The organism is Pontibacter sp. MBLB2868 (assembly GCF_051904785.1).
GTDB lineage: Bacteria > Bacteroidota > Bacteroidia > Cytophagales > Hymenobacteraceae > Pontibacter.
In genome coordinates, this window is record NZ_CP196710.1 from 2,190,370 (window position 1) to 2,215,836 (window position 25,467).

Sequence of the window (25,467 nt, forward strand, 5' to 3'; positions counted from 1 at the left end):
CTTCCTATTTATAGTCCGACACTTTTACGTATAATCATACTATTGCGAAGTTTCTATATTGTTTAAAAAAAATATTTGGCGAAATGCCCAACCTTTTTACCCAATTTCTATATAAATGAATAATAACGGGGGATCCTACTTCTGATCACTGCTCCGATTAGAAGGCAAAAGAAGAGATAACCCGTACCGACACGTTCTGCACCATCAGTTTAAGCACCCTTAACAGATCTCATATGTTATTTAACTCTACTGAATTCTTCATATTCTTCCCGGTAGTAGTTACCCTCTACTTTTTAACCCCGCACAACAGAAGATGGATCATACTTCTTCTGGCAAGTTATTACTTCTACATGTCCTGGAAGCCTGCATACACCATTATCCTGGTGGCTTCTACTGCTGTAGACTACCTGTGCGGACGTGCCATGGACAAGTACAGTGATGAAGAAAAGGATAAGCGGAAACCATACCTGTACATCAGCTTAATAGCTAACCTTTCGGTTCTACTGCTTTTCAAATATTATAACTTCTTTAATGAGAGTGCACACGAAGCTGCCTTGGCCTTAGGTGTACCGTATGCCATGCCTGCCTTTGAGCTACTACTGCCCATGGGTATCTCCTTCTATACCTTCCAGACCATGAGCTATAGTATAGATGTGTATCATGGGCGTATAAAAGCTGAAAAGCATCTGGGGATCTTTGCACTTTTCATTTCTTTTTTCCCTCAACTTGTAGCAGGGCCTATCGAGCGTGCCGGAAACTTGCTGGGGCAGCTACACAAGAGTCATGACTTTAACTACAACCGTGTTGTGGCTGGCTTACGTCGCATGGCCTGGGGTCTTTTTAAAAAAATAGTTATCGCTGACAACCTGGCTGTACTGGTAAACCAGGTATATAACAATCCTACAGATTTTGAAGGTATTTCCTTTGCCATTGCTACAGTATTCTTTGCGTTCCAGATTTACTGCGACTTTTCAGGCTATTCTGATATAGCTATCGGCGCGGCTCAAGTAATGGGCTTCAGGTTGATGGAAAACTTCAGAAGCCCCTATTTTTCTAAATCGATTTCTGAATTTTGGGGCCGTTGGCATATTTCACTTTCTACCTGGTTCCGCGACTACCTTTACATTCCGTTAGGTGGTAACCGGGTGGTAAAATGGCGTTGGTACTACAACCTGTTCCTCACCTTTCTGGTAAGCGGACTTTGGCATGGTGCCAACTGGACGTTTGTGATCTGGGGTGCCCTGCATGGGTTTTACCTCGTATTCGCGATAGTAACCGCTAAGCAACGCGATGTCTTCGCACGCAAAATTGGCCTGACTGATCATCCTACACTTTATAAATGGGCACAGGTATTAAGTGTTTTTATACTTGTTTGCTTCTCCTGGGTGTTTTTTAGAGCTAACAGCTTAGCAGACGCACTTTATATAATCGGACACATGGTAAGCAGCACAGGCAACGTGCAACAGCTGTTCGCCCTGGATATAGAACATGCTGTGTTCATGGATCAGGGTGCAAAAATATTCGTTGTGTCCGTATTGTCCATTATTCTGATGGAAACAGTGCACCTTATCCAGCGTAATGGCAGTGTTTCACAACTTATCCTGCAGCGCCCCGCCTGGATAAGATGGAGCGTATATTACCTGGCTATATTAGCAGTGCTGCTGTTCGGGCAATTTGGTAATCAAGAGTTTATTTACTTCCAGTTTTAAGATATGAAGGTTATAAAAAACAAAGGTGTGATGAGGCTGCTGAGGAAACTAACCTTACTTGCACTCCCTTTCTTGGTTTGGCCACTTGTTGAAGTATTTGTTCTACCAATGAATTTCTTCACTTTCAGAATCTGGGAAACTATATCCGTGAATAAGATGCGTGTAATGTCCGGGCCTTTTTACCCCAACATACATATGCAGATGGAAGAAGAAGGAGAACTGGCACCCCATACTCCTTTTGCTCGGAAAAGAGTGGTAGAATGGTACACAGATGAATACGGATATCGTAACCGCGACACCAAGTGCGAGGTACTTTTGATTGGTGATTCCAATATAACTGGTGCAAAGCTGTCGCAGGAAGAAACACTTGCTGAGGTACTGGAGAGGAAGATAAAAAAGGATGTGTATTCGTTTGCGCCTGCTACTGTAAATCGTTTTCTGGCTACCGATCGCTTTCAGCAAGAGCCCCCGGAACTGGTGATCGTATCAAGCATTGAAAGGCGTATACCTGAACTCCCGGCAGTAGGTGAAAATGGTATAAACTCCCGGATCCGGAACATGACCGGCAACATCATAAACTCCTCAGGCTTTTTAACATGGCTGGCAGTTACAGCTGATCGTATTTCAAAGCTGGGCCTATACCACAAAACACTCGCCACAATAGACAGAAAGCTGGCAAACAGACAGTACATCAATTACAATAATGAGTTCTTTATAGAAGGTGAAATCGCTAACCGTACGTTTAGTGAGCAGGAAGTACAGCAGATCGCCGATGTGCTGGAGGGGTATAAGCTCGCACTGCAGGAGCGCGGAATTAAGTTCCTGTTTTTACCTATCCCCAACAAAGAGAACATTTATTATAAGATGCTCCCTTCCAAAAAGAAACCTGACTTTTTACCAAGGCTAATGGCTGAGTTGCGTAAGAGAGATGTCGCGGTAGTTGATATGCAAACAAACTTTGAACAATTGCACCAGGAAAATAATGTCGCACTATATCCGGTAGATGATGCTCACTGGAACAACGTTGCTGTAGAAGTAGCTGCTAACCTTGTAACACAACGGGTACAGGGCCAGACACAGGAATCAGATAAAAATGAAAGTTTTTTTGTGAACTACGCCGATCAAAAGCGTATAAGCAAATAGTTATTTCAAAATATAGGTATATCTCAAATTTAAACTACACCCATGCATATAAAATCCTTTTATCAGAAGGGAATTAACCGGACTAAAAAGATATTAGGTCGGCTGATTCCATTTAATTCCCGCCTAAAACCCGGCGGGGTCTGTAATATAAACATCGAGGAGCCGCTTAAGAATAACCCCCGTGAGATCACAGTTCACCACGTGTACCCCCACTACGAAACAAAGTTAAACATATCGGAAGGGCTTTATCATGCTTGTTCTGACTACTGGAAACCTAAGCGCCAGGTATGCACCAACTACATGGTGGTGGAAGCCCCCAATGGCAGGGTTTATACTGATAATGAAAGTAGTGTTGCCGTAGTCTCTTGCTATAACCGCGTAATAGAAAACGTATCGCTCAGCCTGGTTAGCGGCAAAGTAACAGAGCCTAATTTTAATAACATATTTGAACAACGCTTCTTTACTGTACCTGAGAAATATGAAGGCACGGTGTTCTCTTTACTTACTGGCGGAGCCGGGGTAAATAACATTGGCCATTGGTTTTTAGATGTACTACCGCGCCTACACCTGCTTAAAAAGAGCGGCTTATATGAGCAGGTTGATTGGTTCCTGGTACCCAGCTTACGCTATGATTTCCAGGTTGAAACGCTGGAGCTGCTTGGAATACCTGCAGATAAGCTGATTGCAGGAGACAAGCACCCACATATAGTAGCAGATCGCATCATTGCATCTACGGCACCGCGTGGTAGTCATACGCTCGTACCAAACTGGCTTTGTGATTACATCCAGGACTCGTTCCTGGCAGCTAATGAGGATACAAGCGAGGTGATTACCCCTGAGTCACCTTACATATATGTAAGCCGTTGCGACTCCAACATCAGGAATGTGTTGAACGAGAAGGAGTTATTGAAAGCCCTTGAACCATATGGTTTCAGAACTGTTGTGTCGAGCCAGCTAAGCATTAAAGAAAAGATAAGATTGTTCTCTCAGGCAAAAGTAGTATTGGGAGCTACCGGAGCAGGACTGATCAGCATGTTCTTCTGTAAGCCAGGCACTAAGATGATTGAGATATTTAATGAAGGCTTTGTGATAGAACCATTCTATGATATTGCCACTAAAATCGGGCTCGATTATGAATACATCATCTGCAAAAGCAACAGAAAGGTAAAGAATGCCAGCCAGGGGCAGCGTGAGCACCTGAACGTAGAAATTGACAAAGTTTTGACTATTTTAGAAAAAACATCTAACCGGAAAACAAGCACATCAAAACAAGCCGAAGTGGCATAAATCCTAAGCACAAAAATTAGAGGAGTCCTGCTTTTACGGCTAGTCCGGGAGAAGCAGGACTCTTTTTTTGCCTGACTGCATCTTCATAAATTTTTATCAATTGACGGTAATTTACCTCAGCTGTAAACGCTTGTTCATAGGTAAACCTGGCATTGTGTGAGAGCTCCGTGGCAATAGCATTATCCTGTTGCAGCAACTGTACCTGCTCCTGTAGTTGAGCTGGCTGCTGAGGTGTGTAGTGCAGGCCGTTGTACATATGTTGCACCAGGTGTGCAGCACCTCCAATTTTAGCGGCAATAACAGGCGTTCCGGTAGCAAAAGCCTCTACAATGGTCATACCGAAAGTCTCCAGCCATTCAGAAGAAAAGATAAGCGCTTTAGCTTTTTTTAAGATACTCATTGCTACTTCACGCTTCTGAAAACCCAGGTATTCAACAGTATCCGGATGTGCAGCTGCATATTGCTGCACCTGTTCCCTTAAAGGTCCGTCGCCAATAATTTTGAGCTTAAAGTTTTGAAGCTGATGCGCTTTAAGTAGTGTGTCTATACCTTTCTCGGGCGTAAGTCGGCCAATGTACAGGAAGTAGTCATCCCGTTCCTCTTCCCCAAGTCCTGGATCTGCTGTAAAGTTTGGCTTCACAGCTACCTGTTCCTGCCTCAGATTTAACGAAGAATCTTTAAAAAGATCTGCAGCCCCCGGCGTTAGCGCGATATACTTGTCTACCTTATTGCGCCAGGTTCCTATAACTTTATGTATACCGGTTGTTAGTACAACGGAGGCCGTTTGAAAAGCAGAGTTTCTGTAGACACCTTTTAGTATGGGTTTCAGCGGGAACACCTTCTGTACGTTCTCCATCTGCAACTCTCCATCATAATGTAGTAAGGCACTGGGGCAGATCAGGCGGTAGTTATGCAGTGTCATAACCACAGGAACCTTATAGGTATGGCATATATAAAAAACGGCTGGTGATACCAGCGGAAAGAAATTGTGGACATGCACCACATCCGGCTGAAAGGTCTTTATACTTTCTTCTATCCTTCTGGCGCTGCTCCAGTTATACGCCACGCCAAAAGCGGCTCCAAGCTTTTCTGAGATTGTATTTACTTCTTTATTTGACAACGCAAGTTTTTGCACTTCATGCCCGTGTTCTTCCAGTAAAGCTGCCTCTGCAAAAAAGACCGTGTCTTCTCCGCCTACTTCTTTGTAATGATTATGTATGATCAGTATGCGCATGTAAGGGTGATTCAGGTAAGTTTTCGGATAGCAGTACGTAGATCTTCAGATGTACCCACATCCAGGCAGTTCCCGCTGTGGAAGCATACGCTTTGCACTACTAAACCGTTCTGTATAGCTGCTTGTACGACCTCTCCGACACTCACTTCTCTTTCAGTCTTGCTCTCCTGCATTTGCTGGTATTCCTGTTCCAGGTAGCGGTGCATAAACTGCGTAAAACGCGGTGACCAACACGCCATAGCCCAGCCATACTTCAATTCAGGTTTTACTGTTTTCGGATAAACGTGCTTTACCTGGCCATCCTGCTCCAGTTCCAGCATATCCCATTTACTGGTGTCATGCACAGCAAAAGCTCCCAGCACCACATCTGCTCTTGTTTGCACCTGACGCTGCAGCAGTTTCCCGAATGCATCCTTGGGCTCTATCAAGATATCCGGAAACCCAAAAAGGACCGTTTTATCATTTACAAAAGCATTTGCCTGATCCAAAGAATAAGGAGCACCATAAGGGCGCTTCATAATGAGGTAAGCCAGGTGTAACTGCAGTTGGCTTCCATCTCCAAAGTAAGCAGGAATATCCCATTTGCCTTTGCGAAGTATAAAATATACTTGCCGGGCACCTGCTTTCTGCATTTGTTCTAAAAGATAAGCAGATACTACCTTAGGCCGGAGCTGCTGCCCCTCATCTTGCGTTTCAAAGCCTACGGGAAAAAGCTCTTTGCTACAAGGCAAAGGCTGTAGCCTGCTCGCAGAACCGGCAGCGGGTATCAGGCCAACTACAGTAGGTGTTATCATATTAAAAAAACAATGCGCACCGCAACGATTAAAGGTGCGGTGCGCATCATTGCTTGCAGTTAAAACTTATTAGATTGAAGATGCTGTTTCGAGCTGCGACAACAATTTCTCTCTTGAAGAAGAATCTGAATCAGCAAAATACTGCTTCTGCTCCTCGCGTAATGCATCAACTAATCTACCTTCCGGAAGTACAACGTCATCATAGGTCAACACCTGATCTTTCGGAATATCTCTTTTTAGGACACAGCCCTCTGCAACACCCAAAGGCAGCAGGTTCTGTGAATTTGAAGTATCAGCGTTCTCACATAAACCGTAGGTCATGTAATGTCCGATGCCATCCACTACCTGACCAGCTTTCAGATCAGTTTTGGCTGTAGCCACTACTTCTACGTAAGGTTTGCCGATTGGTGTAAGTGCAGCATCGTTAAACAGCACCGCACGTGCCACCGTGTTAGGCACTTCGAAGTGACACAAATGGTATGGTGTATAGAAGAGATACAATGGTCCTTCGCCAAGCTTATACAGGTTGAGGTAATGCTGTTGCGTAGGATGATCATGTGTACCAAGTATAAAAACGCCTGGTCCCGGCTCTGCTCCTACTATGTAATCCACAATACCCGGCCCTTCTGTTAGCTCATCCAATGGGTACAGGCTTTGTACAACATCCTTCAGCGGCGTTCCGCTTGGCACGGTTGGCCCATGCATACCGCGTTTGCCAACGCGCATGCCAGTGCCATTTGCCACAATTGCCTGCTCAAAAGAAATTTTACTGCCATCAGCAAATGAAGTTACCATGGCTGGGTTCTGTCCCCATTTCTTGGCAAATCCTTCCTGAGTAGTGGGGTTACGATAAGGGTCATGCAAGCCTTTGATATTACCACACAGTACCGGCTTCACTCCCAGACCTTTAACAAACCGGTATAGGTTCATCTCTACGCCAGGCTGGTCACCATCGGCATTTGTGAATACCACCCCTGCCTTGTCAGCATACACTTTCAGAATAGGCCCTACTGTACCATCTACTTCAGCATTCATCATAATAATGTGCTTGCCGTTTTTGATAGCGCGTAAGGCTACATTGGTGCCAAATTCCACAGCACCAGTCACTTCGATCACAGCATCAATGCCTTCAGCCTCACAAAGCAACATAGCGTTATCCGTAACGCTGAACTTGCCCTGGCGTATGTTCTCCTCAAGCTGCGACACGTCGCTCACTTCCTGCACATCCAGCACATCGGCATCAGTATAAGCTTGTTTTGCTTTTTCTAATTTCCGGTTTGAGATGGCAACCAATTCCATCCCCTGCACATACTTGCATATCTGCAGCGCAATGCCTCTACCCATAAAGCCTGCACCCACCATGGCAACCCTTACAGGGTTATTGTCGGCGTGACGCTTGGCAAGGGCTGTATCTACTATTATCATGTTCTTATTTAAAATTTAGGTGTTAAAGAGAAAAAAGCTACCGACATATATATCAGCAGCTTCCTTTTTATACTTGCGACAATGCCTTCTCGAAGTCTGGGTGTGCCTGATCCTTATCAGAGATCACAACCGGCTCAATTGGCCATTGGATGTTAAAGGCAGGATCATTCCATCGGATACCTTTCTCAGCACCCGGTGTATAGAATTCGGTTACCTGGTAGGTTACATCAGTGTTATCTTCTAACGTGATAAAACCGTGCGCAAATCCCTCTGGCACAAACAGCATTCTATAATTGTCAGCGGTAAGTTCTACCCCGATCCACTGTTTATATGTTTCAGATTCCTCACGCATATCGATGATCACATCATAAATAGCCCCTCTGGTACAGCGAACCAGTTTCGACTCTTCGTTTGGAGCCAACTGCATATGCATTCCGCGTAAAGTACCTTTCTTTTTATTGTAAGACACATTAGTTTGTCTCACATCATTGCTCAGGCCATGCTTCTCAAACTCATCCTGGCAGAAAGAACGGCCAAAAAAACCACGTTCATCCTCCAGGCGCTTTACATCAATGATAAAAGCACCTTTTAATTTTGTTTCTGTAAATATCATGCTGATTTTATGCTGTTTGTAATTCAGATTGCTTTGACTTCATTTTATTTGTCTGATGCTCCCATTCCAACTGCTCATTCATCTTACCGTGTTCCTGCAGACTAGTCAGAACTTTAAGGCGCATTAGCAGTGAATTTCTGAAATCACCATCTTTAAACTCCATCTCTATCAGTCCGTCACGTAGCTCCATAATAGCTTCTTTCAAGCTGTATTGTGGCTGGTGGTCTGGAGCAAGCTTCTTGTACAGGTCAAAGTTTACACGGTATGAGCGCTTGTCCGGTGCAGCGTTTTTGTTGACTGTAACTACAGTGCCTGGAATGACATCTGCAACAGCCTCCGCAAGTTCGTTTACCTGATAGTTCCACTGGTTAGCGCCAGTGTTCACAGCCAGGAAGTCACCACCATTAGATGGTTCACGCGTTACGGCCCATTCTATTGCCCGCGCCATATCTTTTACATGTATAAGTGGACGCCATGGGGTGCCGTCGCTAAGAATATTGATCTTTCCGGTAGCCACAGCTCCGGCTACAAAGTCGTTCAGTACCAGGTCAAGGCGAAGGCGTTCACTCATACCGCATGCCGTTGCAAAGCGGAGGCAGGTAATTGTAAAACCGTGGCCTGCCAAAGGCATCAGCTCTTTCTCGGTAGCTACCTTAGAACGGGCATAAGCAGTAAGTGGGTTTAGAGTAGAATCCTCAGTTTTGGCACTATCTTCGGCAGCGCCATACATGCTGCAACTAGATGCAAAAACAAAGTTTTTTACACCAGCCTCCTTGGCCAACTGAGCAATTTTCACGCTGGATCTATAATTTACATCCATTGTTATATCTTCATATCGCGTACCCATCGGGTCGTTTGATATAGCTGCCAGGTGTACTACAGCGTCAATACCCTGCAACACTTCAGCAGAGATGTTTCGGACATCGCCGAACAGCTGCTTATCCAGTTTGCTCTCAGGCAAAACAAGGGAATTTGTTAAACATGATGCAAAGTAGGCCATATCATAGCCTATAAGAGTAGCTTCTGGATATGTTTTGCGCAACTGGCTTACTACGCCAGGGCCTACATATCCCATATTACCGGTTATTAATATTTGCATGACAAAAGAGTATTAAAGTTAAAGGATTGTGATCTATGATTAGTTTACTGCCTTAGAAAGCATTTTGCGCCATACGTTCCATGGTGCTTCGCCATTTTGCCACAGGTCTTCCAACACATGCTTGTCTCGTAGCGTGTCCATGGGCTGCCAGAAACCAGTATGCTTATAAGCCGAAAGCTCTCCTTCTTCTGCTAATCTTTCAAGTGGATCCCGCTCCCAAATAGTATTGTCATCTTCGATATAGTCCAGTACATTCGGTTCAAGTACAAAGAAGCCACCATTAATCCATGGCATATCTCCTCCTTTTGGTTTCTCTTTAAACTGATTGATCTTGGTAACGCCCGAAGAAAGGTTAAAGGCACCGAAACGCCCTGGTTGCTGTACAGCTGTTAGGGTTGCCAATGTACCCTGCTCTTTGTGAAATCTGATGGATTCAGAAACGTCCACATCGCTCACACCATCACCATAAGTAAGGCAGAATGTTTCATCTCCGATATAGTCCTTAACACGCTTTAAGCGGCCGCCAGTCATAGTCCCTTCACCTGTATCCACAAGGGTTACTTTCCATGACTCTGTATTATTCTGGTGTACTTCCATGCTGTTTGTGCGCATATCAAAAGTTACATCAGAATTATAAAGGCAATAGTTAGCAAAATATTCTTTTATGATATGGCCTTTGTAGCCGCAGCAGATAACAAATTCATTAATATTATGATGTGAATAGATCTTCATGATGTGCCACAGGATCGGCTTTCCGCCAATTTCAACCATTGGCTTGGGGCGAACCCCGCTTTCTTCACTTATTCTTGTTCCAAAGCCGCCTGCAAGTATAACTGCTTTCATCTTTATAAGGGTTTTATTAGGGTTGATGTATAAACATTAACTGATATGTTAATTGTACTGCTTTTATCAGTTATTTTGTACAATACGTTAATCGCTATATTTCGATGTTTCTTGTTTCTCTTTTTTACTAAATTTTTATTATTGCCTCTGCACTCTTTGTTTACCTTCCTAAGCACCACATGCTTTTAAGCACATATCTATCAACAGATTAGGCTAACAAGCCTAAGCCATACTAAAAGCAGAGGGGAAATAATTAAATTTAGAACGGTGGGATAAATTGTATGTGGCTGAAGTAGCCTTGAACGAAGCATTAATAATGTTGCTGATAATGTACTGGTGAAATGTTACCAGCCGTTTATTCTGATAGCTGCAATGTCTCTGTACGCTGCTTAAAAAGGGATCTGAGTGTCAGGTAAACGAACATGCTATTGGTGATCAGGTAACGTTTCCAAAGCCGGCGCGGCTCCTGCCACAGCCTGTAGGTCCATTCCAGGGATAAGTTTCTGGCCCATTCCGGTAAACGTTTCTCAAGGTCGGCATAGGTCATGTAGGCCTGCCCTACTCCTAACATACAAGCGTTAACTCTGTCTTTGTGATCAGCCATCCAGCGTTCCTGCTTCGGACATCCTAGTGCAACAAAAACTAAGTCCGGGTTAGCTTGGTTAATATTATCTACAATGGCAGCATCTTCTGCCTCCGATAACTTTCGGAAAGGAGGTGAATAAGAACCTGCTATATTTAGTTCTGGCAAATCCTTTCTTGCTTTCGTCACTACTGCTTCCAATACCTGGTCTGTGGAGCCATAGAAGTAAACCGATTTACCACGTGCCGCAGCCTCTTGCAGAAGCCTTGGAAGTACATCCATACCGGCAACTCTATCCTGCTCTTCCCCATAGATCATTTTCATCAGTTTGGAAAGCGGGCCTCCGTCAGGAGTTACCACATCTGCATTATTCAATAAAGTATTGAACTCTTGGTTCTGATATGCTTCTACCAGCATGTGCGCATTTGCAAAACACACATAAGAGGAAGCTTTGTTTTCAGTTAACCAGAAAATATGGTTTATAAAGTCGTTGAATGTGCCAGCCGAGATCAGCGACGTTAATAGTCTGCGTTTTCGTTTTAAGGGTGGTTCGGCTGTAGTAGGCTTATTTATAATTGTATTACTAGTATGCATTCTTCTCACCTTTAATCATATTCCATACTGTCAGGAATATTATTTTCATATCCATCATAAAGCTCCAGTTTTCAATGTATTGTACATCATACTCTACGCGCTTTTCCATTAATCTTAACTCTTTTGTCTCACCTCTGTAGCCACTAACCTGCGCATATCCTGTAATACCAGGAGTTACGAAATGGCGTGATTTATACTTTGAAATCACTTTAGAATAATGGTCAAGCTGTGACACTAGGTTTGGTCTAGGTCCGACAACAGACATATCTCCGAATAGTACGTTAAAGAACTGCGGCAGTTCATCTAAACTTGTCTTTCTCAGGAAGGCTCCTATCCTGGTAATACGAGGGTCATTCTTTGAAGCTTGCAATTCTGTGTTGTTGTTCACGCGCATTGTCCGGAATTTGTAGCATACGAACAATCTGTTTTTCTTACCAGGTCTGAGCTGCTTGAAGAATATTGGTCCTTTTGATTCAATCCTGATTGCAAGAGCAATTAGCGGCATTAACCACGGGAAGATCAATAGTGTTACACCCAATGAGAAGACAATATCAAAAACACGCTTCACTACCCTGTTAGATGCAATCTCAAGGGGTTCTTTACGTATGCTTAACATTGGCACATTGTGGTAGAAGTACATATTCATGTCTCTCTCAACAATGGCACTGAAATCAGGAACTATACGGAAGTACACAAAGTTATCTTCAGCAAATTCAGCCAGTTCATCCACTTGCTCCTTATCCGTTAACGGGAGAGTATAATAGATCTCATCTATGCTGTTTTGCAGGCAGTACTCTTTCAGGTCGGCAAGGCCGCCCCGCACCTGGCTGTAATAAGGACTTAACTTATCAACTTTATCATCGAAAAAGCCCATGAATTTAGTACCCAGGTTATCGTTTGCGTTCAGGGTCTGGTGCAATGCCGTTGCGGCAGAACCAGCACCTACAATAACGTAGCGTGTGTGGGCCATGTCAGATTTAGTAAAATATCCTGAAACCTGCTCCATCACCAGTCGGCTAATGCCGATCAGTAGGGCCGTAGAAAGGTACGTGTAAAGTAATAGTAAGCGGGATAGTTGCTCTAAGTTAAAGATCACAATGCAACTAGCCAGCAGAAATGCATGCAGGATAAATGCATTGATCATATTTGCCATCTTCTTATCGAAGGAGAAAAGACCATCTATCCTGAAGATAAAGTTAGAAAAGCCTGATACAATCCACCAAACCAGTGCAAACAGCACAAAGAAAACGCTGTACTGATAATCAAATTCAAGATTACCATACCGGAACAGGTTTGAAAGCTTAAAGGCAAATGTGATTAGGGTGATATCCAGAATCAACAAAAATACTCTGTTGAAACTATAGTAGTGTCGATATTTATTCATGGTATAAATGCGTAGTTATTTTCTCATAAACTAAAAGAACTTGTTTGTTTCACTGCTTTCCCTCTTTCTTCAATTTCCACTGTGAACAAGGCCTAAGTTTAATTCGTCTTATGGATCAATGAACACTAACCTAAAAAAAGTTAAATACTGTAGTTTTAATTAATGCGATATTGCTTTAGCCTAATTATATTTTTTCCATTGGCGGCAACACATTAAATTACGTCTGAAGCTTTCGAAGGTTTATGATTTTATTGATATTAATTAAAAAAACTTGATTTTATAATATTAGAAAATACACATACTTATATATTCATATAGTTACTTATAGCCTATTTCACTAATATTAAATACAACAAAACCTCAATTTAAAGCTAATTAATGCAATAATAACACTTTGCACTATACTGACCATTTATACTTACACATAATCAATGATGATAATATAAATTAAAATATATTTCAATATTTGTGTTAATCGGATCTGTAATCAATATGTATCCAGCACTTATTTTTATACAATTACAGTACCCTCATTTACTTATCATTTAACAAAAAATAAATAAATAAGATATAGCAGTTTGATTTATATATAAAAATTAATTATTGAAATAGTTATACTAAAGCAAGATGTTACAGCATGAACTTTTAGAGATAAAAAAGCTAAAACAGCTGTCACCGCTAACCTCATAATACTGAATTACAACCAGTTACATGGTTTCTAGCTAATACTTTCAGAAAAGCTTTTACAACTAAAACCTTATCCAACAAATAATATCCTGTGTTAGCCCCAAAGGAAGGGCTCAATACTGGATACTAGGGTGCAGAATGTCCTGAAAAGAGCATCCGCAGTTCCAGTGTCTCTTGTGTTTAAAGGCAGGGATCGTGAGCAAGTTGGGAGGCTCCTGCATGGCGAAGGTGTCAATCTTTTGATATTAGACTTACTGAATAAAAAATGTATGCAGGTTTTTGGAGTGGCTGTAGCACAGTTGGAGAGAAGGAAGTAGTAATAAACAAAAACTAAGCTGCTGAATAGGCAGATATGTTAACGTGCCACTTAGTCTTTTAGCTTTATAAAGCTACATGGAAACTTGTTTACACAGCGTATAACACTCAAAAGCCAGGCTACCTTCTGGCAACCTGGCTTTTGAGTGTTATGGAGTATACCTTAGCTGACTAGCTCTGCTTTGAAGCCTGCCTTTTCAACAATATTCTTTATTGTTTGTGCTTCCACTGAATCCGTTTTGACTTCAAGTATTTTATCAGGGTTCTGGGTATCAACATGCCATTCCTCTACTCCCTGCAGTTTGCTCAGGTGCGGTGTTACAGCTTTTACACAGCTTCCACAATTAATCGTTGTTTTAAATTTATACGTCTTCATAAGTTATTGCTTTTTTATATTTAACATAATTAACACACTTTAAATTTATATGTTCTTTGCCCTAAGTCGCAAGCTGTTTGTTACTACCGATACAGAACTTAACGCCATTGCAGCACCCGCAATCATAGGATTCAATAAAAATCCTGTGAAAGGGTAAAGCAGGCCTGCTGCTACAGGTATACAGATCAGGTTATAAAAAAATGCCCAAAATAGGTTCTGCCTGATTGTCCGGACAGTAGCACGGGATAAATTTACGGCCTTAGCAACCTGTGTTAAATCCGAACGCATAAGGGTAATCCCTGCCACATCCATTGCAATATCCGTTCCCTGCCCCATAGCTATACTTACGTCGGCTGTAGCCATTGCCTGGGCATCATTAATGCCATCCCCTACCATGGCTACTACTTTACCTCTAGTTTGCAACTCTTTAACAAAATTCGCTTTATCAGTCGGAAGTAACTCTGCCTGAAAATGCTCCACTCCTACTTGCCTGGCTACTGCAGCCGCTGTTTGTTTGTTATCACCTGTTAGCATATAGATTTCAAGCCCTGCCTCTAACATCGCTTTAATACCTTCAGCAGCAGAAGACTTCACTGGGTCGCTCACAGCAAAAACAGCAAGCACCTCTGTGGCATCAGAAAAGTAAATAACGGTTTTTGCGTTTTCCTGTAACTGCCTGGCAGCCTGAGTCAAGTCATCTGTTTGTTTAATACCATGTTGGTTCAATAATTTCGCATTGCCTGCATAGTACCGTTGACCTTTAAAATCAGCTTCTATACCCAGCCCTGTAAGGCTGTTGAAATGATCGGGTTGTATGGCATTTTTACCCTGCTCTTTGTAGAAAGTATAAATAGCCTGTGCAATTGGGTGCTCTGACTGCGCTTCCATGGAGAAAAAAAGCTGTTCAAGTTCCTCTTGTTCTGCAACAGATCCAGCCCAAATCACATCAGTTATAGATGGCTTACCAATGGTAATAGTACCTGTTTTGTCAAGTATAACAGCTTTCAACTTGTGGGCATGCTCCAGGCTTTCAGCATCCTTAATAAGAATTCCTAGTTCCGCGCCACGGCCTACTCCTACCATTATAGCTGTTGGCGTAGCCAGTCCCAGGGCACAGGGGCAGGCGATCACGAGCACCGAAATAGTGGAAAGCAGTGCTTCTGTTAGATAGGCCTCTCCACCAATAAAGTACCAGGCGGCAAAGGTTAGAATAGCAATTCCCAGAACTACCGGCACAAAAATACCTGCGATCTTATCCACTAGTTTCTGAACGGGGGCTTTACTTCCCTGTGCTTCCTGCACCAGCTTTATAATATGCGCCAGCATTGTCTCGCCACCTGTTTTACGGGCAATTAACTGCAAGCTTCCTTTTTGGTTAATGGTACCTGCATATAATACATCCCCCGGTTGTTTATGCACCGGCAATGGCTCTCCGCTTAGCATACTCTCGTTAACGTATGTGGTTCCGGCAACCACTTCTCCATCCACTGGTACCTTATCTCCTGGCAGCAGCACAACCCTGTCGCCCACTTTTACCTCCTCTATTTTGATCTCCAGCTCTGTTCCATCCCTTAAAATTCTAACGGTCTTAGGCTGTAAACCCATTAACTTCTTGATCGCGGAAGAACTTCTGTCCTTAGCTCCTTCTTCCAGGTATTTACCCAGTAATATAAAAGCGATTATCACTGCAACTGCCTCATAATAGACATGGGGCATCAAACCGCGCTTCAGAAAGAATTCAGGGTATACTGTATTAAAAACACTGAAAGCAAAGGCTATACCTGTACTGAGGGCCACCAGTGTATCCATATTAGCACGAAGGTGCTTTGCCTGAGCCCATGCACCCACAAAAAACCGTTGCCCTGCCCAAAGCAGTACCGGTGTTGTAAGAGCCAGCATAAACCAATTGCCCCAGGCAAAGGTGTCATGAAAGAACATGCCCATGATGAAAACCGGAACAGCCAGCAAACCGGCTACAATCGTTCTTTTTCTCAAAGCAGACAATGTAGCCGCCTGTCGCTCTTCCAGTTCTTCCTGCGTCTTATGTTCTGTAAGTATATCGAAGCCTATTTCCTGCACAGTACTTCGGAGTTGAGCAGGACTTGTAACACGTGGTGTATAAGCTACCTGCACCGTTTTACCGGCAAAATTCACGCTTGCATCCACAACTCCATCTGTTGCCTTAAGCATACTTTCTATGCTGTTGGCGCAGGAAGCACAGGTCATTCCCTCTACCGGGAATGTATCTTTTACAACATTTTTATCTTTTTCAGTCGCCATAGTTTTATTTTCTGCTAACATTACAAAGGTAATTATAAGCCCTTCCTATTCTGTTACAGAATTTTGAGCAATGCTTACATCATTTGGTAAGAGGCCTCTTTACAGGTATCAAATCAAAACATTGAATGAACAGGTGCGAAAACCTAATCAGGGAATTCCATAAAATTTAATTTACTTTTAATCTTGAAATAGCTAACTTCGTTTAATAATCCTGCATCCAACCTATTCTGAGACCTGACCAACCATCAGACTTTTCCAATAAAGAGCTGCTTTTATAACTTCGCTCATTATTTATACGCCACCTGTTTCTTACATGAAAACAGATAACAAACCACAGCCACACAGACAGGTAGTTAACTACCTTGGGTTCTCTTTTGCCATCTTCGTGATCATACTCCTCCTTGTATGCGCACGTTTATATCCTTCTGTTTCAAATGCAAGTGTGTTTTATCTCCCTCTCGCTGCAGCCTCCATCGGCGCTGTGGTTATGTGCTGGAAAGTTATTAAACACATGCAACAAGAAAACCAGGCGCTGAACAGGGAGATTATCAAAAGAGAAAAGTTGCAAAAGGAGCTGCTTGAGAATAAAGACAGGTACCTGGCAGTATTTGATAACAACCCGCTCCCGCTTTTGATCTTTGACCATCATACTTTAAATATTTTAGATGTAAATAAAGCTGCTGTGGAGGAGTATGGTTATTCGCTGGCGGAGTTTAAGCAGTTAAGCATACCTGATATCAAACCAGAGCAGGAACGGCTTAAGCTTATGAACATGCTTAAGTCACTGGACCCGGATGAGGTGGTGACAACCTATGATTCACGACACATGCGAAAAGACGGCAGTATTTTCGAAGTGGTGGTAAAAACTCATGCCTTGCCCCTGAACAACAACATGCAGCCACTAATGGCGGTTGTTATGAATACGCAGGAACAGACACAGGCACTAGAAAAGCTCAAACAACGGGAAGAGCAACTGCGGGAAGTAAGTTCCAGTATCCCGGGAGCTGTCTTTCAGTTTCATGTGGATCAGGAGGGCAAGTTTAACTTTCCTTTCATGAGCCAGGGTGTTTTAGAAATTTATGGTATTACCCAACAAGAGCTGTACCAGGATCCCTACATAATTTTTGAGCAAATACACCCCGAGGACAAGGAAATAGTATTCCGTTCAATCGAAGATTCAGTAAAATCAGTGACACCCTGGAACATTGAATCAAGGCTTTGGAACCCACTGCAGAATAAATGGAAATGGGTGCGGGGCCATAGCTTACCAACCGTAAAAGAAGATGGAACGCTATTGTATAACGGTACGCTGATAGATATTACCCTCCAGAAAGAGGCGCAGGAAAGTGTTGTCAGGAACGAGGCAAATTTACAAGCTCTGCTGAATAGCTCTCCTCAGTCTATTTTCCTGCTGGATGAAAATTTATGTATTGTATCTTTTAATAAAGTTGCTGCGCAGGATGTTAAACGCTTTTTATTACAAGAGCTTAAAGAAGGACAATCTATCCTCAATTTTATAGAAGCTGATCAGCAAGCTGAACTAATACAAGATCATGCACTTGCCATGCAGGGTAAGGAGGTAGTTTTTGAAACAGGTTGTAGCAACAGTTGGCATGAAATAGCTTTGAGACCGGCTGTTAGTAAGGATAACAAAGTTCTGGCAGTTGCATTAAGTATACATAACATTACAGAACAGCGCAATGCAGTTGAGGCAATCAAGCGTAGCGAAGCACAACTAAAAAGAGCTCAGGAACTGGCTAACATCGGGAGTTGGGAATATAATGTAGAAAAAAAGTCGCTTTCTGTTTCAAAATCACTTTTAAAAATTTATGAAATGGAAGTGGATCACGAAAGCCTGACTTTTAATTCATTTCTAAAATATTTTTATCCGGAAGATGCTGATTTTGTACAGCAGAAGCTACAAAATGCGCTGGCAGCTAAAGTGGATGTGACCTTTGAGCACAGGACACTTACCAAAAACGAAAATATAAAATATTTGTACTCCGTTGCAGAAATCATCTGTAATGCAGAGGGGGCACCAATTCGTATTTCCGGTGCATCGCAAGATATAACAGAGCTCAAATATAAAGAACAGGAGGCGACTGCTGCCAAAGTGAGGTTTCAAACAACCTTAGAAAATATTCCTGAAGTTATTTTTTCTTCTGATGCCCAGTTTAACCTGCAATACATAAGTCCCCAAATATCCGAATTAACAGGTTACCACGAAAAAGATCTTGTAGGGGATGCAAAGTTGTGGGCTAAAGTTGTACATCCGGATGATTTGAGCCATGTTAGAAACCATATTTTACCCGCTATTCTAGATGGCAAAAAGGTTCAACATGAAACCCGGCTGGTAACAAAGGAAGGCGTGATCAAATGGTTCATGTTCCGCCAGTCTCCTTTGTATGACAGCAAAGGCAATATAGTGAGAGTAGACAGTTCAGCTGCAGATATTACAGAACGAAAAGTTGCTGAAGGACGGCGAGCATTGTTAACAGAACAGTTACAGAATCAAAATGAGCACTTACAACAATTCGCTTATATTGTATCCCATCACCTTCGATCCCCTATTGCCAACATACTTGGCTTAACTAATATTTTTAAGAGAGACGAACATCTATCCGAATTTAATGAGCGTGTCCTTCATAATTTAAATAGATCCGCACAGCTTCTTGATGCTACGATCCGGGATATGAATGATATTTTGACGATCCGTGGTCAGATTACCAACACATTTGAAGTCCTTCACTTTCAGGAAATCTTAGCAAATATTGTGGATGGGCTATCTCAGGACATTTATAGCAAAAATGCTGTAATAACCTCCAATTTTGATGAGGCACCCACTGTTAATGCAATCAGGAGCTTTGTGAACAGCATACTATATAACCTTATTATAAACGCCATAAAGTTCAGTTCTCCTGAAAGGCAACTCCGCATAAATATTTCTACTTCAATAAAAAACAGTTATACTTGTCTAACTGTAAAAGACAATGGTCTTGGAATTGACCTTGACAAACAAAAAAGGAAGATATTTGGGCTTTATAAGAAATTTCATCCTCACATAGAAGGAAAGGGACTAGGACTGCACCTGGTTAAAACACAAGCTGAACTTTTAGGAGGAAAGGTTAAAGTAGAAAGCCAGGTAAACGTTGGTACCGTTTTTAAAGTATTTTTCAAAAATAGTGTAGTAGATGAGCATATTAAAAACAGTTTTACTGATAGATGACGATCTAATTAACAACTTCGTGTGTGAAAACATCATTTCAAGTGAAGGATTTGCGCAGGAGGTTATAAGTTTTGAATGGGCAGAAGAAGCATTAAAGTTTCTTCAGCAGAAAGCCGAATTAGAACCTAACCAGTTTCCGGAACTGATCTTCCTGGATATAAATATGCCAGGTATGGATGGATGGGTGTTTTTAGAGGAGTACAAGAAGTTACCTAAAGAATCAACGAGCAACTGTAGTTTATTTATGCTCTCTTCCGCCGTGGATAGGAAGGATATTATTTGTGCCAAAAGCCATTCAGAGGTAAAAGAGTTTTTCTCAAAGCCCCTGTCACCGGAAACACTTGCTATTATTAAGGAGGAGTACTTAAACGTTTAACACCCTGCACAGCTGGGGACCAGTTGGCATACAGGTTGAACATGTATAAGGTACGACTTGCTCTATTATAATACCATAAAAACCAGGAGGGGCTCAATGTTGAGCCCCTCCTGGTTTTTATCAAAACTATAGTTGTTACCTACGACTATAGTCTGCGTCGTCTGGCTTTTCTTTATCCTTACCAAATGGCTGATCGCCACGGCGAACGCCCGCTACATCATCGTCCATACCAGTATCGCTTCCTTCATATTCGAAGCCTGGTCCTTGTGCAAATGACTCAGTGCTTTTTGGGTTTTTTCCACCGTAACCGCTCACTTCATCACCCTCAATCTTCAGGTTTTTCAGTTTGTCCTTCTGACCTCTCCTTTCGGTTTCACCATTTGGGCCAATATTTCGTTTGGCCGATGGGTCAGGGTGATTCCCCATAGTCATTCGTTCATTAAAGTCACTGTTAACATTATCCGGACTATCAGGTGTCGTTTGCTTATATTCGTTGTCAGTATGTTCGTTTTCTTTATTTTCTCGCTTATTTCGCATGGTTCATTAATTTATGTTTCTGTATAGTATACGCTCACCCATTCCACATGTTCAGGGCAAGCCATATACATTTAACATAATATTCTAACTAATGTTTATTAGTTAGAATCATTCAGGCTCCAATCATAAGTATAATAACTGACCTTATAATTTTCAGGCAGAGGAGTACTCCTGAACTTGTTTATATAGGCCGTCACAGCAGGCGCTTCCGCAAGAAAGTCCGGCTCATACCATTTAAATATCTCGGATATTAAAACTGTTTTTTCTCTTTGGTTTATTCTTATAAAGTGCGGATTCCGGAGCGTTTGCCTGGCCTGTTGCTGCAATTGCAACTCCACCTGCTGTGGCGTATAAGCTTCATTCAGTAAGGGTGGGCATGAACTTGCTGCACAAACAAGGGCAAAATGGATCCTGGCATCATTATAGGGTATCAACAACTTTTTCTTCTCCAGTTCATTCAGTGTGAGCCGCTCTCCTGCCACCTTAAACTGCTGCTTATCAAAAAAGCCATTCACATCCATCACCGACTTTAAAGGGTAATGCGCCAGCACCTGCTGCAAAACAAGCAGATTATAGGCATTCAGGTAAAATGCTTTCTTTTCAGATTTCGAAGCTTTATTTAGGTCATAGCTACCTATTTGTTGCACAAGCCGATCTAAAGTAGCCTTGTCTTTCTGCAGCTCCTTATAATTTACCAATCCATTTTTCACATATTTTTTTAGTAACCCGGATGCAGTATTGTAAAAATTATTTTCCTGTACAGCAACAGGCACCGAAGCAGCAAAGGAAGGCAAAGCCAGCACTGGTATCGTAGTGGTTAAACTAAAAAAAAGTAGTAGTATGAATGGCAAATACTTGTTCATGAGATATGTTATAGTTTAATTACGCAAAGCGCCAATTTGTATGTAACAAGAACGATACCGTTATGTTATCTTTGCCGCAACAGGTTATTTTTGGCACTACTGTTGCGATTATATTGTTAGCTTGAAATAAATTTAAAATTGCATATGAAACTCTCGAAGATATACGACCCCAGGGAAATGAATTCTTACCAGTTTGTTGCTACAACCGGACTAATCATGACACTTGTGGCCAACCTTATCCTGATCCTGTTAAACAAAACAGTTGAAAACTTTACGACGCTGTACTTATGCTGGGCTGTGTTCTTTACTGGCGGTACTGTTGCGAATTTTGTAAGCAAACCCGAAGAAGATCATCACCATTAAAACCAGCACCGGTAGTTTTTGCTACTCGCTCTTTTTATTTCTTTCCCGCCTCATTTGCGTTATAAGTTCATCGTAGCCTTTCCTTTTTTGCAGCGGCTCAAAAAGATCATCTTCTGTGATGAGTTCATAACGGGTCATGCCTCGTTTCACAGCTTCCTCTAAACTCTTAAGGGCTTGTTTATACTTTCGCTGCTTGCTATATATTTTGGCTAAGTAGAAATAAGGTTCCGGACTATCAGCTCTTACCACACCCGCTATCTGCAGGTATTGTAGTGCCTGGTCCAGTTGCTCCATACGCCAGGCCTGTTCAAAACTTTCTACTGCTGCAATCCAGATGTAGCTTTTTATTCTTTCATACAACAGGCTACCCTCCTGAGCATCCAACCGGAGGGCTCGTTTCTGAATATCCTTAAGTTCGTTCTGCCACCACTTCGGAGAGTCGTAACGGTTGCTCAAATTCACTGTATCACTTACTGAAATAGCTGGTGTTATACTACTAAGCGCCTGGCTATATTTTTTCCATAATTCCCCTTCTAAAGCTTCTATTTCCCTGCGTTTAGTTAAGGCTTGCTTTACCTCTGCGCTTTTTTCCAGATTTTGCACCTCGCCCTGCAAGGTTGTTACATCAGTCAGGCCAACAACTGAATTATAAAGCTGTTTTACAAGGAAATACCTTTCAGCAGGATTCTTCTCTTCCGCAATCTTTTCCTTTACCTGGTTTATATACTCTGCTACAAACGCCGGTTTCTGTGGAATAAGGTTATGACGCATTGCCTGAAGCTCAAGCCATGCCACACCCTGCGCCACTAATGTACTGTCCGGCCACTGATGCCCACCATCAAATGTGATCAGCAACTCGTTTCCTGGCTGCTTTTCCAATTCATTATATAAAACATGTAGCTCATAGTAGTTCGCGTCTTTGTCTCCTACTATCCCTGCAAAATCAAAGGCAGGGTTGGCAGGCCCGCCAATCACCTGCGGAAAGCCAGCGCCACAAGCAATAACACCCACTATCTCCCGGGTCTTTAGCGCCATGTAAACAGCAGCCCGGGCTCCACCCGAGAATCCACTACTATACTTTCTCATTTCATTTATAGAAAAGCGCCGATGCGTATCTTCAGCCATTGCCGCCATTGCATCTTCAACATAGCTCCAGTCCCCATTTCTGGAATTATTAGACGCAACTACGATATACCCATATTTCTCGGCAGCATACCTGAATTTTGAGGCAGCGAGTGCTCCACGGGCAGCAGGATCAAAAATATAGATGATTGGCCACTGCTCAGAAGGCTCGTAAGTAGTTGGCAAGTATAAGGCATAACTTTGTGAGGTATCAGTTATAGTTTGAACCCGCTGTATTAGCTTACCCGTTTCCAGCCTCTGCGCAATGCAAGAATGACTATTCATACTTAAACAGGTACTCATAACCAGGCTTAACAATAACAGATAGTGGGTTTTCATGGACTTTTTATGATACAAGCTCAGGCAAAATAACCTTTCGTGTATATACGATATCAAGCATAGTTAGCCTGAGCTAAAGCTGTTCAGCCTTTGCTCAAGCTGTTATGCTAGTTCCTGTACAGACATCAGTCACCAATTTGGTTAAAAACAGTTCGAACAAAGACAAGCCCATCCGGCTTGAGGATAACTTTACCTTAGCTCAAAAAAAAAGAGCTGCAACCCATAAGTTTTGCAGCTCTTTGTTTGATAGAAAAAACCCAGCGACGTTCAGCCTTCAGGTTATTAGAATGTATAGCCTACAGAAGCCTTTATAACCCTGTTGAATGTATCGAAGTTGTTATTTGCATCTACAGAAGTAAGGCCGTAGTCGTAGCCGGCACTGATGTTAAAGCCATTTACAAAACGATACCCCACACCGCCGGAAATAGCCACGTCCAACTCTCTGAAACCGCTTTTCATGTCCCATTCCCGGTTTAAGGCATTGATGCCAAATGCGCCGGCCTCAGCTTGAATTTTATTAGATAGCAGGTAGGATACCTGTGGTCCGCCAAAAATATTAAACCCTTCGCCAATGTATACCTTAGCCAGTACAGGAACATCAATATAGTCAGCCTTATTTGTAAGGGTTACCCCGGCATTTAAAAATTCTACCCCTTCCATTGGTATTTTGCCTGTCAGCTTCATACCTTTTTGGGAGTATTGCAGGCCTGGTTCAATCTCAAAACCTGGTGCCACAGGTATAGTCAGGTAACCGCCTACATGAAATCCTTCGCGCATTTGTCTGCTTACAGAGCCATTGGTAAACTCCATCAGATCCTGTACACTGTTTACAGTTTCCCCCTGCCACTCGGCTAAGTTAGCTCCTGCTCTGATGCCAAAGCGGATAGGCTGTTGCTGTGCATTTACTTTGGTGGCTACCAGCCCTAATACAACAGCTATAAGTAAAAATATCTTCTTCATGGTCGTAATCTTTTTCCTGTCCTTTAATTCTTTTCAAAGCTGCGCTGCTTGCAGTGGACATTCGAAAAACCGTGCCAAAAGAAAAGTTCCATCCTATAAAAAGATGCCACATAAATTTACCTTATTGATTTACAGCACCTTATAATTTTTCAAGTATAAACTACCTAAATAATACTTATAACGGAGCTTCCTTAGAGCACTTCAAAATTCTTACCTTTACATTTAATTGAACTCCACAAACATGAATGAGAGAACACAGGTACGCCTGAAGCAGTTGGCAGTACACAGAGTAGGTAATAAGGCAAAAGAAGAAGGAGTGGTTGTAGCGAAAGAACTGGTTGACCTGCGGGATGAGCAACTTTCGGATCATCTTCTCAAATATTTCCTTTCGCCATTCAAGCAGGAAGAATTTTTCAGGTTCACACACACCTCAGACATTGCCCTGAATGAAATGTTTGCCTACGCGGCACTCATATTTACAGAGCCATCTAAGTTTCATGAGTATTCCATACACATTCTTAATCATCTGTATGAGCAGTCAGATCATCCTAAAGTAAAAAGTGGAGAACTGTATGTAGTGCATTTCTCTGGCTGCTTAATGGAAGATGATATTGTTGAGGCTGTAGGAATATTTAAATCTGAGAATAAAGATACTTTCCTGACCTTCCAGGATGAAGACGATGACCTGAACGTGAATTACCACTCAGGGGTAAACCTGAAGGGGGTTGACAAGGGCTGCATGATCTTTAACATAGAAGCAGAAGATGGCTTCAGAGTTAAGTTAGTAGACGCCAACAGCACCGATGCAGTATTCTGGAGGGAGGACTTCCTGAATGTATCGGAACTGAAGGATACCAATTTTAATACCAAAACAGCCCTTAACCTTTGTAAGGATTTTTCGGAAGAGGTATTTGCCAAAACAGAAAGTAAAAAAGCACAGGTTGATTTTATTAGCAGGTCGGTAGACTACTTTTCAAAGAGCGAGACATTTGACCTGGAAGAGTTTACCAGTAGTGTGATAGATGAGCCGGAGACAAAAGAGCGTTTTAAGAACTACAGCCAGGCTTTTGCTGAAGAACGGGACATTGAGGGCTTCACTGACTTTGCTATTAACAAGAATACAGTCCGTAACATGAAACGCAAGTTCAGGAACTTCATAAAGCTTGATACCCAGATCGAGATCAAGTTTAGTGGCTATAACCCGGAGCAAAGTGAACAGTATGTTGAACGGGGCTTTGACCAGGAACGCGGGATGCACTTCTATAAAGTATACTTCCACAGCGAGAGTTAACGTTAACCATAAGCTAGAACCTAA

Annotated in this window: 21 protein-coding genes; 7 read left to right on the plus strand and 14 right to left on the minus strand. The window is 42.3% G+C overall.

Annotated features, from left to right (window positions below; translation table 11 throughout):
* The first annotated feature begins 233 nt into the window (after positions 1-233).
* The 3 genes from ACSX1A_RS09335 to ACSX1A_RS09345 are packed head-to-tail and all read left to right on the plus strand — an operon-like array spanning position 234 to position 4,139.
* Complete coding sequence (locus ACSX1A_RS09335; RefSeq protein WP_439883362.1) at positions 234-1,709, plus strand: MBOAT family O-acyltransferase; 1,476 nt, start codon at positions 234-236, stop codon at positions 1,707-1,709.
* A 3-nt stretch (positions 1,710-1,712) separates the two neighbouring features.
* Entirely contained in the window at positions 1,713-2,852 is a 1,140-nt protein-coding gene (locus tag ACSX1A_RS09340; RefSeq protein WP_439883363.1) for an alginate O-acetyltransferase AlgX-related protein, read from the plus strand.
* Between the two features lie 42 nt (positions 2,853-2,894).
* Entirely contained in the window at positions 2,895-4,139 is a 1,245-nt protein-coding gene (locus tag ACSX1A_RS09345; RefSeq protein ID WP_439883364.1) for a glycosyltransferase family 61 protein, read from the plus strand.
* Between the two features lie 16 nt (positions 4,140-4,155).
* Here the strand turns inward: ACSX1A_RS09345 and ACSX1A_RS09350 are convergent, their stop codons facing one another.
* The 10 genes from ACSX1A_RS09350 to ACSX1A_RS09395 all read right to left on the minus strand — a co-directional run bounded on the left by ACSX1A_RS09350 (position 4,156) and on the right by ACSX1A_RS09395 (position 16,366).
* On the minus strand, positions 4,156-5,373 hold the full coding sequence (locus tag ACSX1A_RS09350; protein WP_439883365.1) for a glycosyltransferase family 4 protein: 1,218 nt from the start codon (positions 5,371-5,373) through the stop codon (positions 4,156-4,158).
* A gap of 11 nt (positions 5,374-5,384) precedes the next feature.
* Complete coding sequence (locus tag ACSX1A_RS09355; protein WP_439883366.1) at positions 5,385-6,167, minus strand: nucleotidyltransferase family protein; 783 nt, start codon at positions 6,165-6,167, stop codon at positions 5,385-5,387.
* 69 nt (positions 6,168-6,236) lie between these two features.
* Complete coding sequence (locus ACSX1A_RS09360; RefSeq protein ID WP_439883367.1) at positions 6,237-7,592, minus strand: NAD(P)H-dependent oxidoreductase; 1,356 nt, start codon at positions 7,590-7,592, stop codon at positions 6,237-6,239.
* Positions 7,593-7,659: 67 nt separating this feature from the next.
* Positions 7,660-8,205, minus strand: a complete 546-nt coding sequence (gene rfbC / locus ACSX1A_RS09365; protein ID WP_439883368.1) for a dTDP-4-dehydrorhamnose 3,5-epimerase — start codon at positions 8,203-8,205, stop codon at positions 7,660-7,662.
* A gap of 7 nt (positions 8,206-8,212) precedes the next feature.
* Positions 8,213-9,304 carry an NAD-dependent epimerase/dehydratase family protein gene (locus tag ACSX1A_RS09370; RefSeq protein WP_439883369.1) on the minus strand — a complete coding sequence of 364 codons (1,092 nt, stop codon included), beginning with the start codon at positions 9,302-9,304 and terminating at the stop codon, positions 8,213-8,215.
* A gap of 39 nt (positions 9,305-9,343) precedes the next feature.
* Complete coding sequence (gene rfbF / locus ACSX1A_RS09375) at positions 9,344-10,147, minus strand: glucose-1-phosphate cytidylyltransferase (protein WP_439883370.1); 804 nt, start codon at positions 10,145-10,147, stop codon at positions 9,344-9,346.
* Positions 10,148-10,502: 355 nt separating this feature from the next.
* The gene (locus tag ACSX1A_RS09380) at positions 10,503-11,324 is read right to left on the minus strand and encodes a WecB/TagA/CpsF family glycosyltransferase (protein WP_439883371.1); all 822 of its coding nucleotides are present in this window, start codon (positions 11,322-11,324) and stop codon (positions 10,503-10,505) included.
* Positions 11,314-12,708 carry an undecaprenyl-phosphate glucose phosphotransferase gene (locus ACSX1A_RS09385; RefSeq protein WP_439883372.1) on the minus strand — a complete coding sequence of 465 codons (1,395 nt, stop codon included), beginning with the start codon at positions 12,706-12,708 and terminating at the stop codon, positions 11,314-11,316. The genes ACSX1A_RS09380 and ACSX1A_RS09385 overlap by 11 nt, the downstream gene beginning before the upstream one ends.
* Before the next feature lie 1,165 nt (positions 12,709-13,873).
* Positions 13,874-14,086, minus strand: a complete 213-nt coding sequence (locus tag ACSX1A_RS09390; RefSeq protein WP_439883373.1) for a heavy-metal-associated domain-containing protein — start codon at positions 14,084-14,086, stop codon at positions 13,874-13,876.
* Positions 14,087-14,131: 45 nt separating this feature from the next.
* Positions 14,132-16,366 carry a heavy metal translocating P-type ATPase gene (locus tag ACSX1A_RS09395; protein WP_439883374.1) on the minus strand — a complete coding sequence of 745 codons (2,235 nt, stop codon included), beginning with the start codon at positions 16,364-16,366 and terminating at the stop codon, positions 14,132-14,134.
* 313 nt (positions 16,367-16,679) lie between these two features.
* Between ACSX1A_RS09395 and ACSX1A_RS09400 the strand changes: the two genes are divergently transcribed.
* On the plus strand, positions 16,680-19,592 hold the full coding sequence (locus ACSX1A_RS09400; RefSeq protein WP_439883375.1) for a PAS domain S-box protein: 2,913 nt from the start codon (positions 16,680-16,682) through the stop codon (positions 19,590-19,592).
* Positions 19,558-19,968 carry a response regulator gene (locus tag ACSX1A_RS09405; RefSeq protein ID WP_439883376.1) on the plus strand — a complete coding sequence of 137 codons (411 nt, stop codon included), beginning with the start codon at positions 19,558-19,560 and terminating at the stop codon, positions 19,966-19,968. The genes ACSX1A_RS09400 and ACSX1A_RS09405 overlap by 35 nt, the downstream gene beginning before the upstream one ends.
* 135 nt (positions 19,969-20,103) lie before the next feature.
* On the opposite strand, the gene ACSX1A_RS09410 is transcribed toward ACSX1A_RS09405, so the two are convergent.
* Together ACSX1A_RS09410 and ACSX1A_RS09415 are read right to left on the minus strand one after the other, a co-directional pair.
* A complete protein-coding gene (locus ACSX1A_RS09410; protein ID WP_439883377.1) occupies positions 20,104-20,505 on the minus strand; it encodes a hypothetical protein in 402 nt (133 codons plus the stop codon).
* Positions 20,506-20,603: 98 nt separating this feature from the next.
* Positions 20,604-21,368 carry a DUF547 domain-containing protein gene (locus ACSX1A_RS09415; RefSeq protein WP_439883378.1) on the minus strand — a complete coding sequence of 255 codons (765 nt, stop codon included), beginning with the start codon at positions 21,366-21,368 and terminating at the stop codon, positions 20,604-20,606.
* 144 nt (positions 21,369-21,512) lie between these two features.
* On the opposite strand from ACSX1A_RS09415, the gene ACSX1A_RS09420 reads away from it, so the two are divergent.
* The gene (locus tag ACSX1A_RS09420; RefSeq protein WP_439883379.1) at positions 21,513-21,731 is read left to right on the plus strand and encodes a hypothetical protein; all 219 of its coding nucleotides are present in this window, start codon (positions 21,513-21,515) and stop codon (positions 21,729-21,731) included.
* A gap of 21 nt (positions 21,732-21,752) precedes the next feature.
* Here the strand turns inward: ACSX1A_RS09420 and ACSX1A_RS09425 are convergent, their stop codons facing one another.
* Entirely contained in the window at positions 21,753-23,138 is a 1,386-nt protein-coding gene (locus tag ACSX1A_RS09425) for a TPR end-of-group domain-containing protein (protein WP_439883380.1), read from the minus strand.
* 336 nt (positions 23,139-23,474) lie between these two features.
* A complete protein-coding gene (locus ACSX1A_RS09430; protein WP_439883381.1) occupies positions 23,475-24,152 on the minus strand; it encodes a porin family protein in 678 nt (225 codons plus the stop codon).
* A gap of 241 nt (positions 24,153-24,393) precedes the next feature.
* Here ACSX1A_RS09430 and ACSX1A_RS09435 point away from each other — a divergent pair, with 241 nt between their 5' ends.
* Positions 24,394-25,443, plus strand: a complete 1,050-nt coding sequence (locus ACSX1A_RS09435; RefSeq protein WP_439883382.1) for a nucleoid-associated protein — start codon at positions 24,394-24,396, stop codon at positions 25,441-25,443.
* The last annotated feature ends 24 nt before the right edge of the window (positions 25,444-25,467 follow it).

Bases quoted from the DNA above. Each gene is read 5' to 3' on its own strand.
- ACSX1A_RS09335 (WP_439883362.1), top strand. From the start codon at position 234: ATGTTATTTAACTCTACTGAATTCTTCATATTCTTCCCGGTAGTAGTT.
- ACSX1A_RS09340 (WP_439883363.1), top strand. From the start codon at position 1,713: ATGAAGGTTATAAAAAACAAAGGTGTGATGAGGCTGCTGAGGAAACTA.
- ACSX1A_RS09345 (WP_439883364.1), top strand. From the start codon at position 2,895: ATGCATATAAAATCCTTTTATCAGAAGGGAATTAACCGGACTAAAAAG.
- ACSX1A_RS09350 (WP_439883365.1), bottom strand. From the start codon at position 5,373: ATGCGCATACTGATCATACATAATCATTACAAAGAAGTAGGCGGAGAA.
- ACSX1A_RS09355 (WP_439883366.1), bottom strand. From the start codon at position 6,167: ATGATAACACCTACTGTAGTTGGCCTGATACCCGCTGCCGGTTCTGCG.
- ACSX1A_RS09360 (WP_439883367.1), bottom strand. From the start codon at position 7,592: ATGATAATAGTAGATACAGCCCTTGCCAAGCGTCACGCCGACAATAAC.
- rfbC (WP_439883368.1), bottom strand. From the start codon at position 8,205: ATGATATTTACAGAAACAAAATTAAAAGGTGCTTTTATCATTGATGTA.
- ACSX1A_RS09370 (WP_439883369.1), bottom strand. From the start codon at position 9,304: ATGCAAATATTAATAACCGGTAATATGGGATATGTAGGCCCTGGCGTA.
- rfbF (WP_439883370.1), bottom strand. From the start codon at position 10,147: ATGAAAGCAGTTATACTTGCAGGCGGCTTTGGAACAAGAATAAGTGAA.
- ACSX1A_RS09380 (WP_439883371.1), bottom strand. From the start codon at position 11,324: ATGCATACTAGTAATACAATTATAAATAAGCCTACTACAGCCGAACCA.
- ACSX1A_RS09385 (WP_439883372.1), bottom strand. From the start codon at position 12,708: ATGAATAAATATCGACACTACTATAGTTTCAACAGAGTATTTTTGTTG.
- ACSX1A_RS09390 (WP_439883373.1), bottom strand. From the start codon at position 14,086: ATGAAGACGTATAAATTTAAAACAACGATTAATTGTGGAAGCTGTGTA.
- ACSX1A_RS09395 (WP_439883374.1), bottom strand. From the start codon at position 16,366: ATGGCGACTGAAAAAGATAAAAATGTTGTAAAAGATACATTCCCGGTA.
- ACSX1A_RS09400 (WP_439883375.1), top strand. From the start codon at position 16,680: ATGAAAACAGATAACAAACCACAGCCACACAGACAGGTAGTTAACTAC.
- ACSX1A_RS09405 (WP_439883376.1), top strand. From the start codon at position 19,558: ATGAGCATATTAAAAACAGTTTTACTGATAGATGACGATCTAATTAAC.
- ACSX1A_RS09410 (WP_439883377.1), bottom strand. From the start codon at position 20,505: ATGCGAAATAAGCGAGAAAATAAAGAAAACGAACATACTGACAACGAA.
- ACSX1A_RS09415 (WP_439883378.1), bottom strand. From the start codon at position 21,368: ATGAACAAGTATTTGCCATTCATACTACTACTTTTTTTTAGTTTAACC.
- ACSX1A_RS09420 (WP_439883379.1), top strand. From the start codon at position 21,513: ATGAAACTCTCGAAGATATACGACCCCAGGGAAATGAATTCTTACCAG.
- ACSX1A_RS09425 (WP_439883380.1), bottom strand. From the start codon at position 23,138: ATGAATAGTCATTCTTGCATTGCGCAGAGGCTGGAAACGGGTAAGCTA.
- ACSX1A_RS09430 (WP_439883381.1), bottom strand. From the start codon at position 24,152: ATGAAGAAGATATTTTTACTTATAGCTGTTGTATTAGGGCTGGTAGCC.
- ACSX1A_RS09435 (WP_439883382.1), top strand. From the start codon at position 24,394: ATGAATGAGAGAACACAGGTACGCCTGAAGCAGTTGGCAGTACACAGA.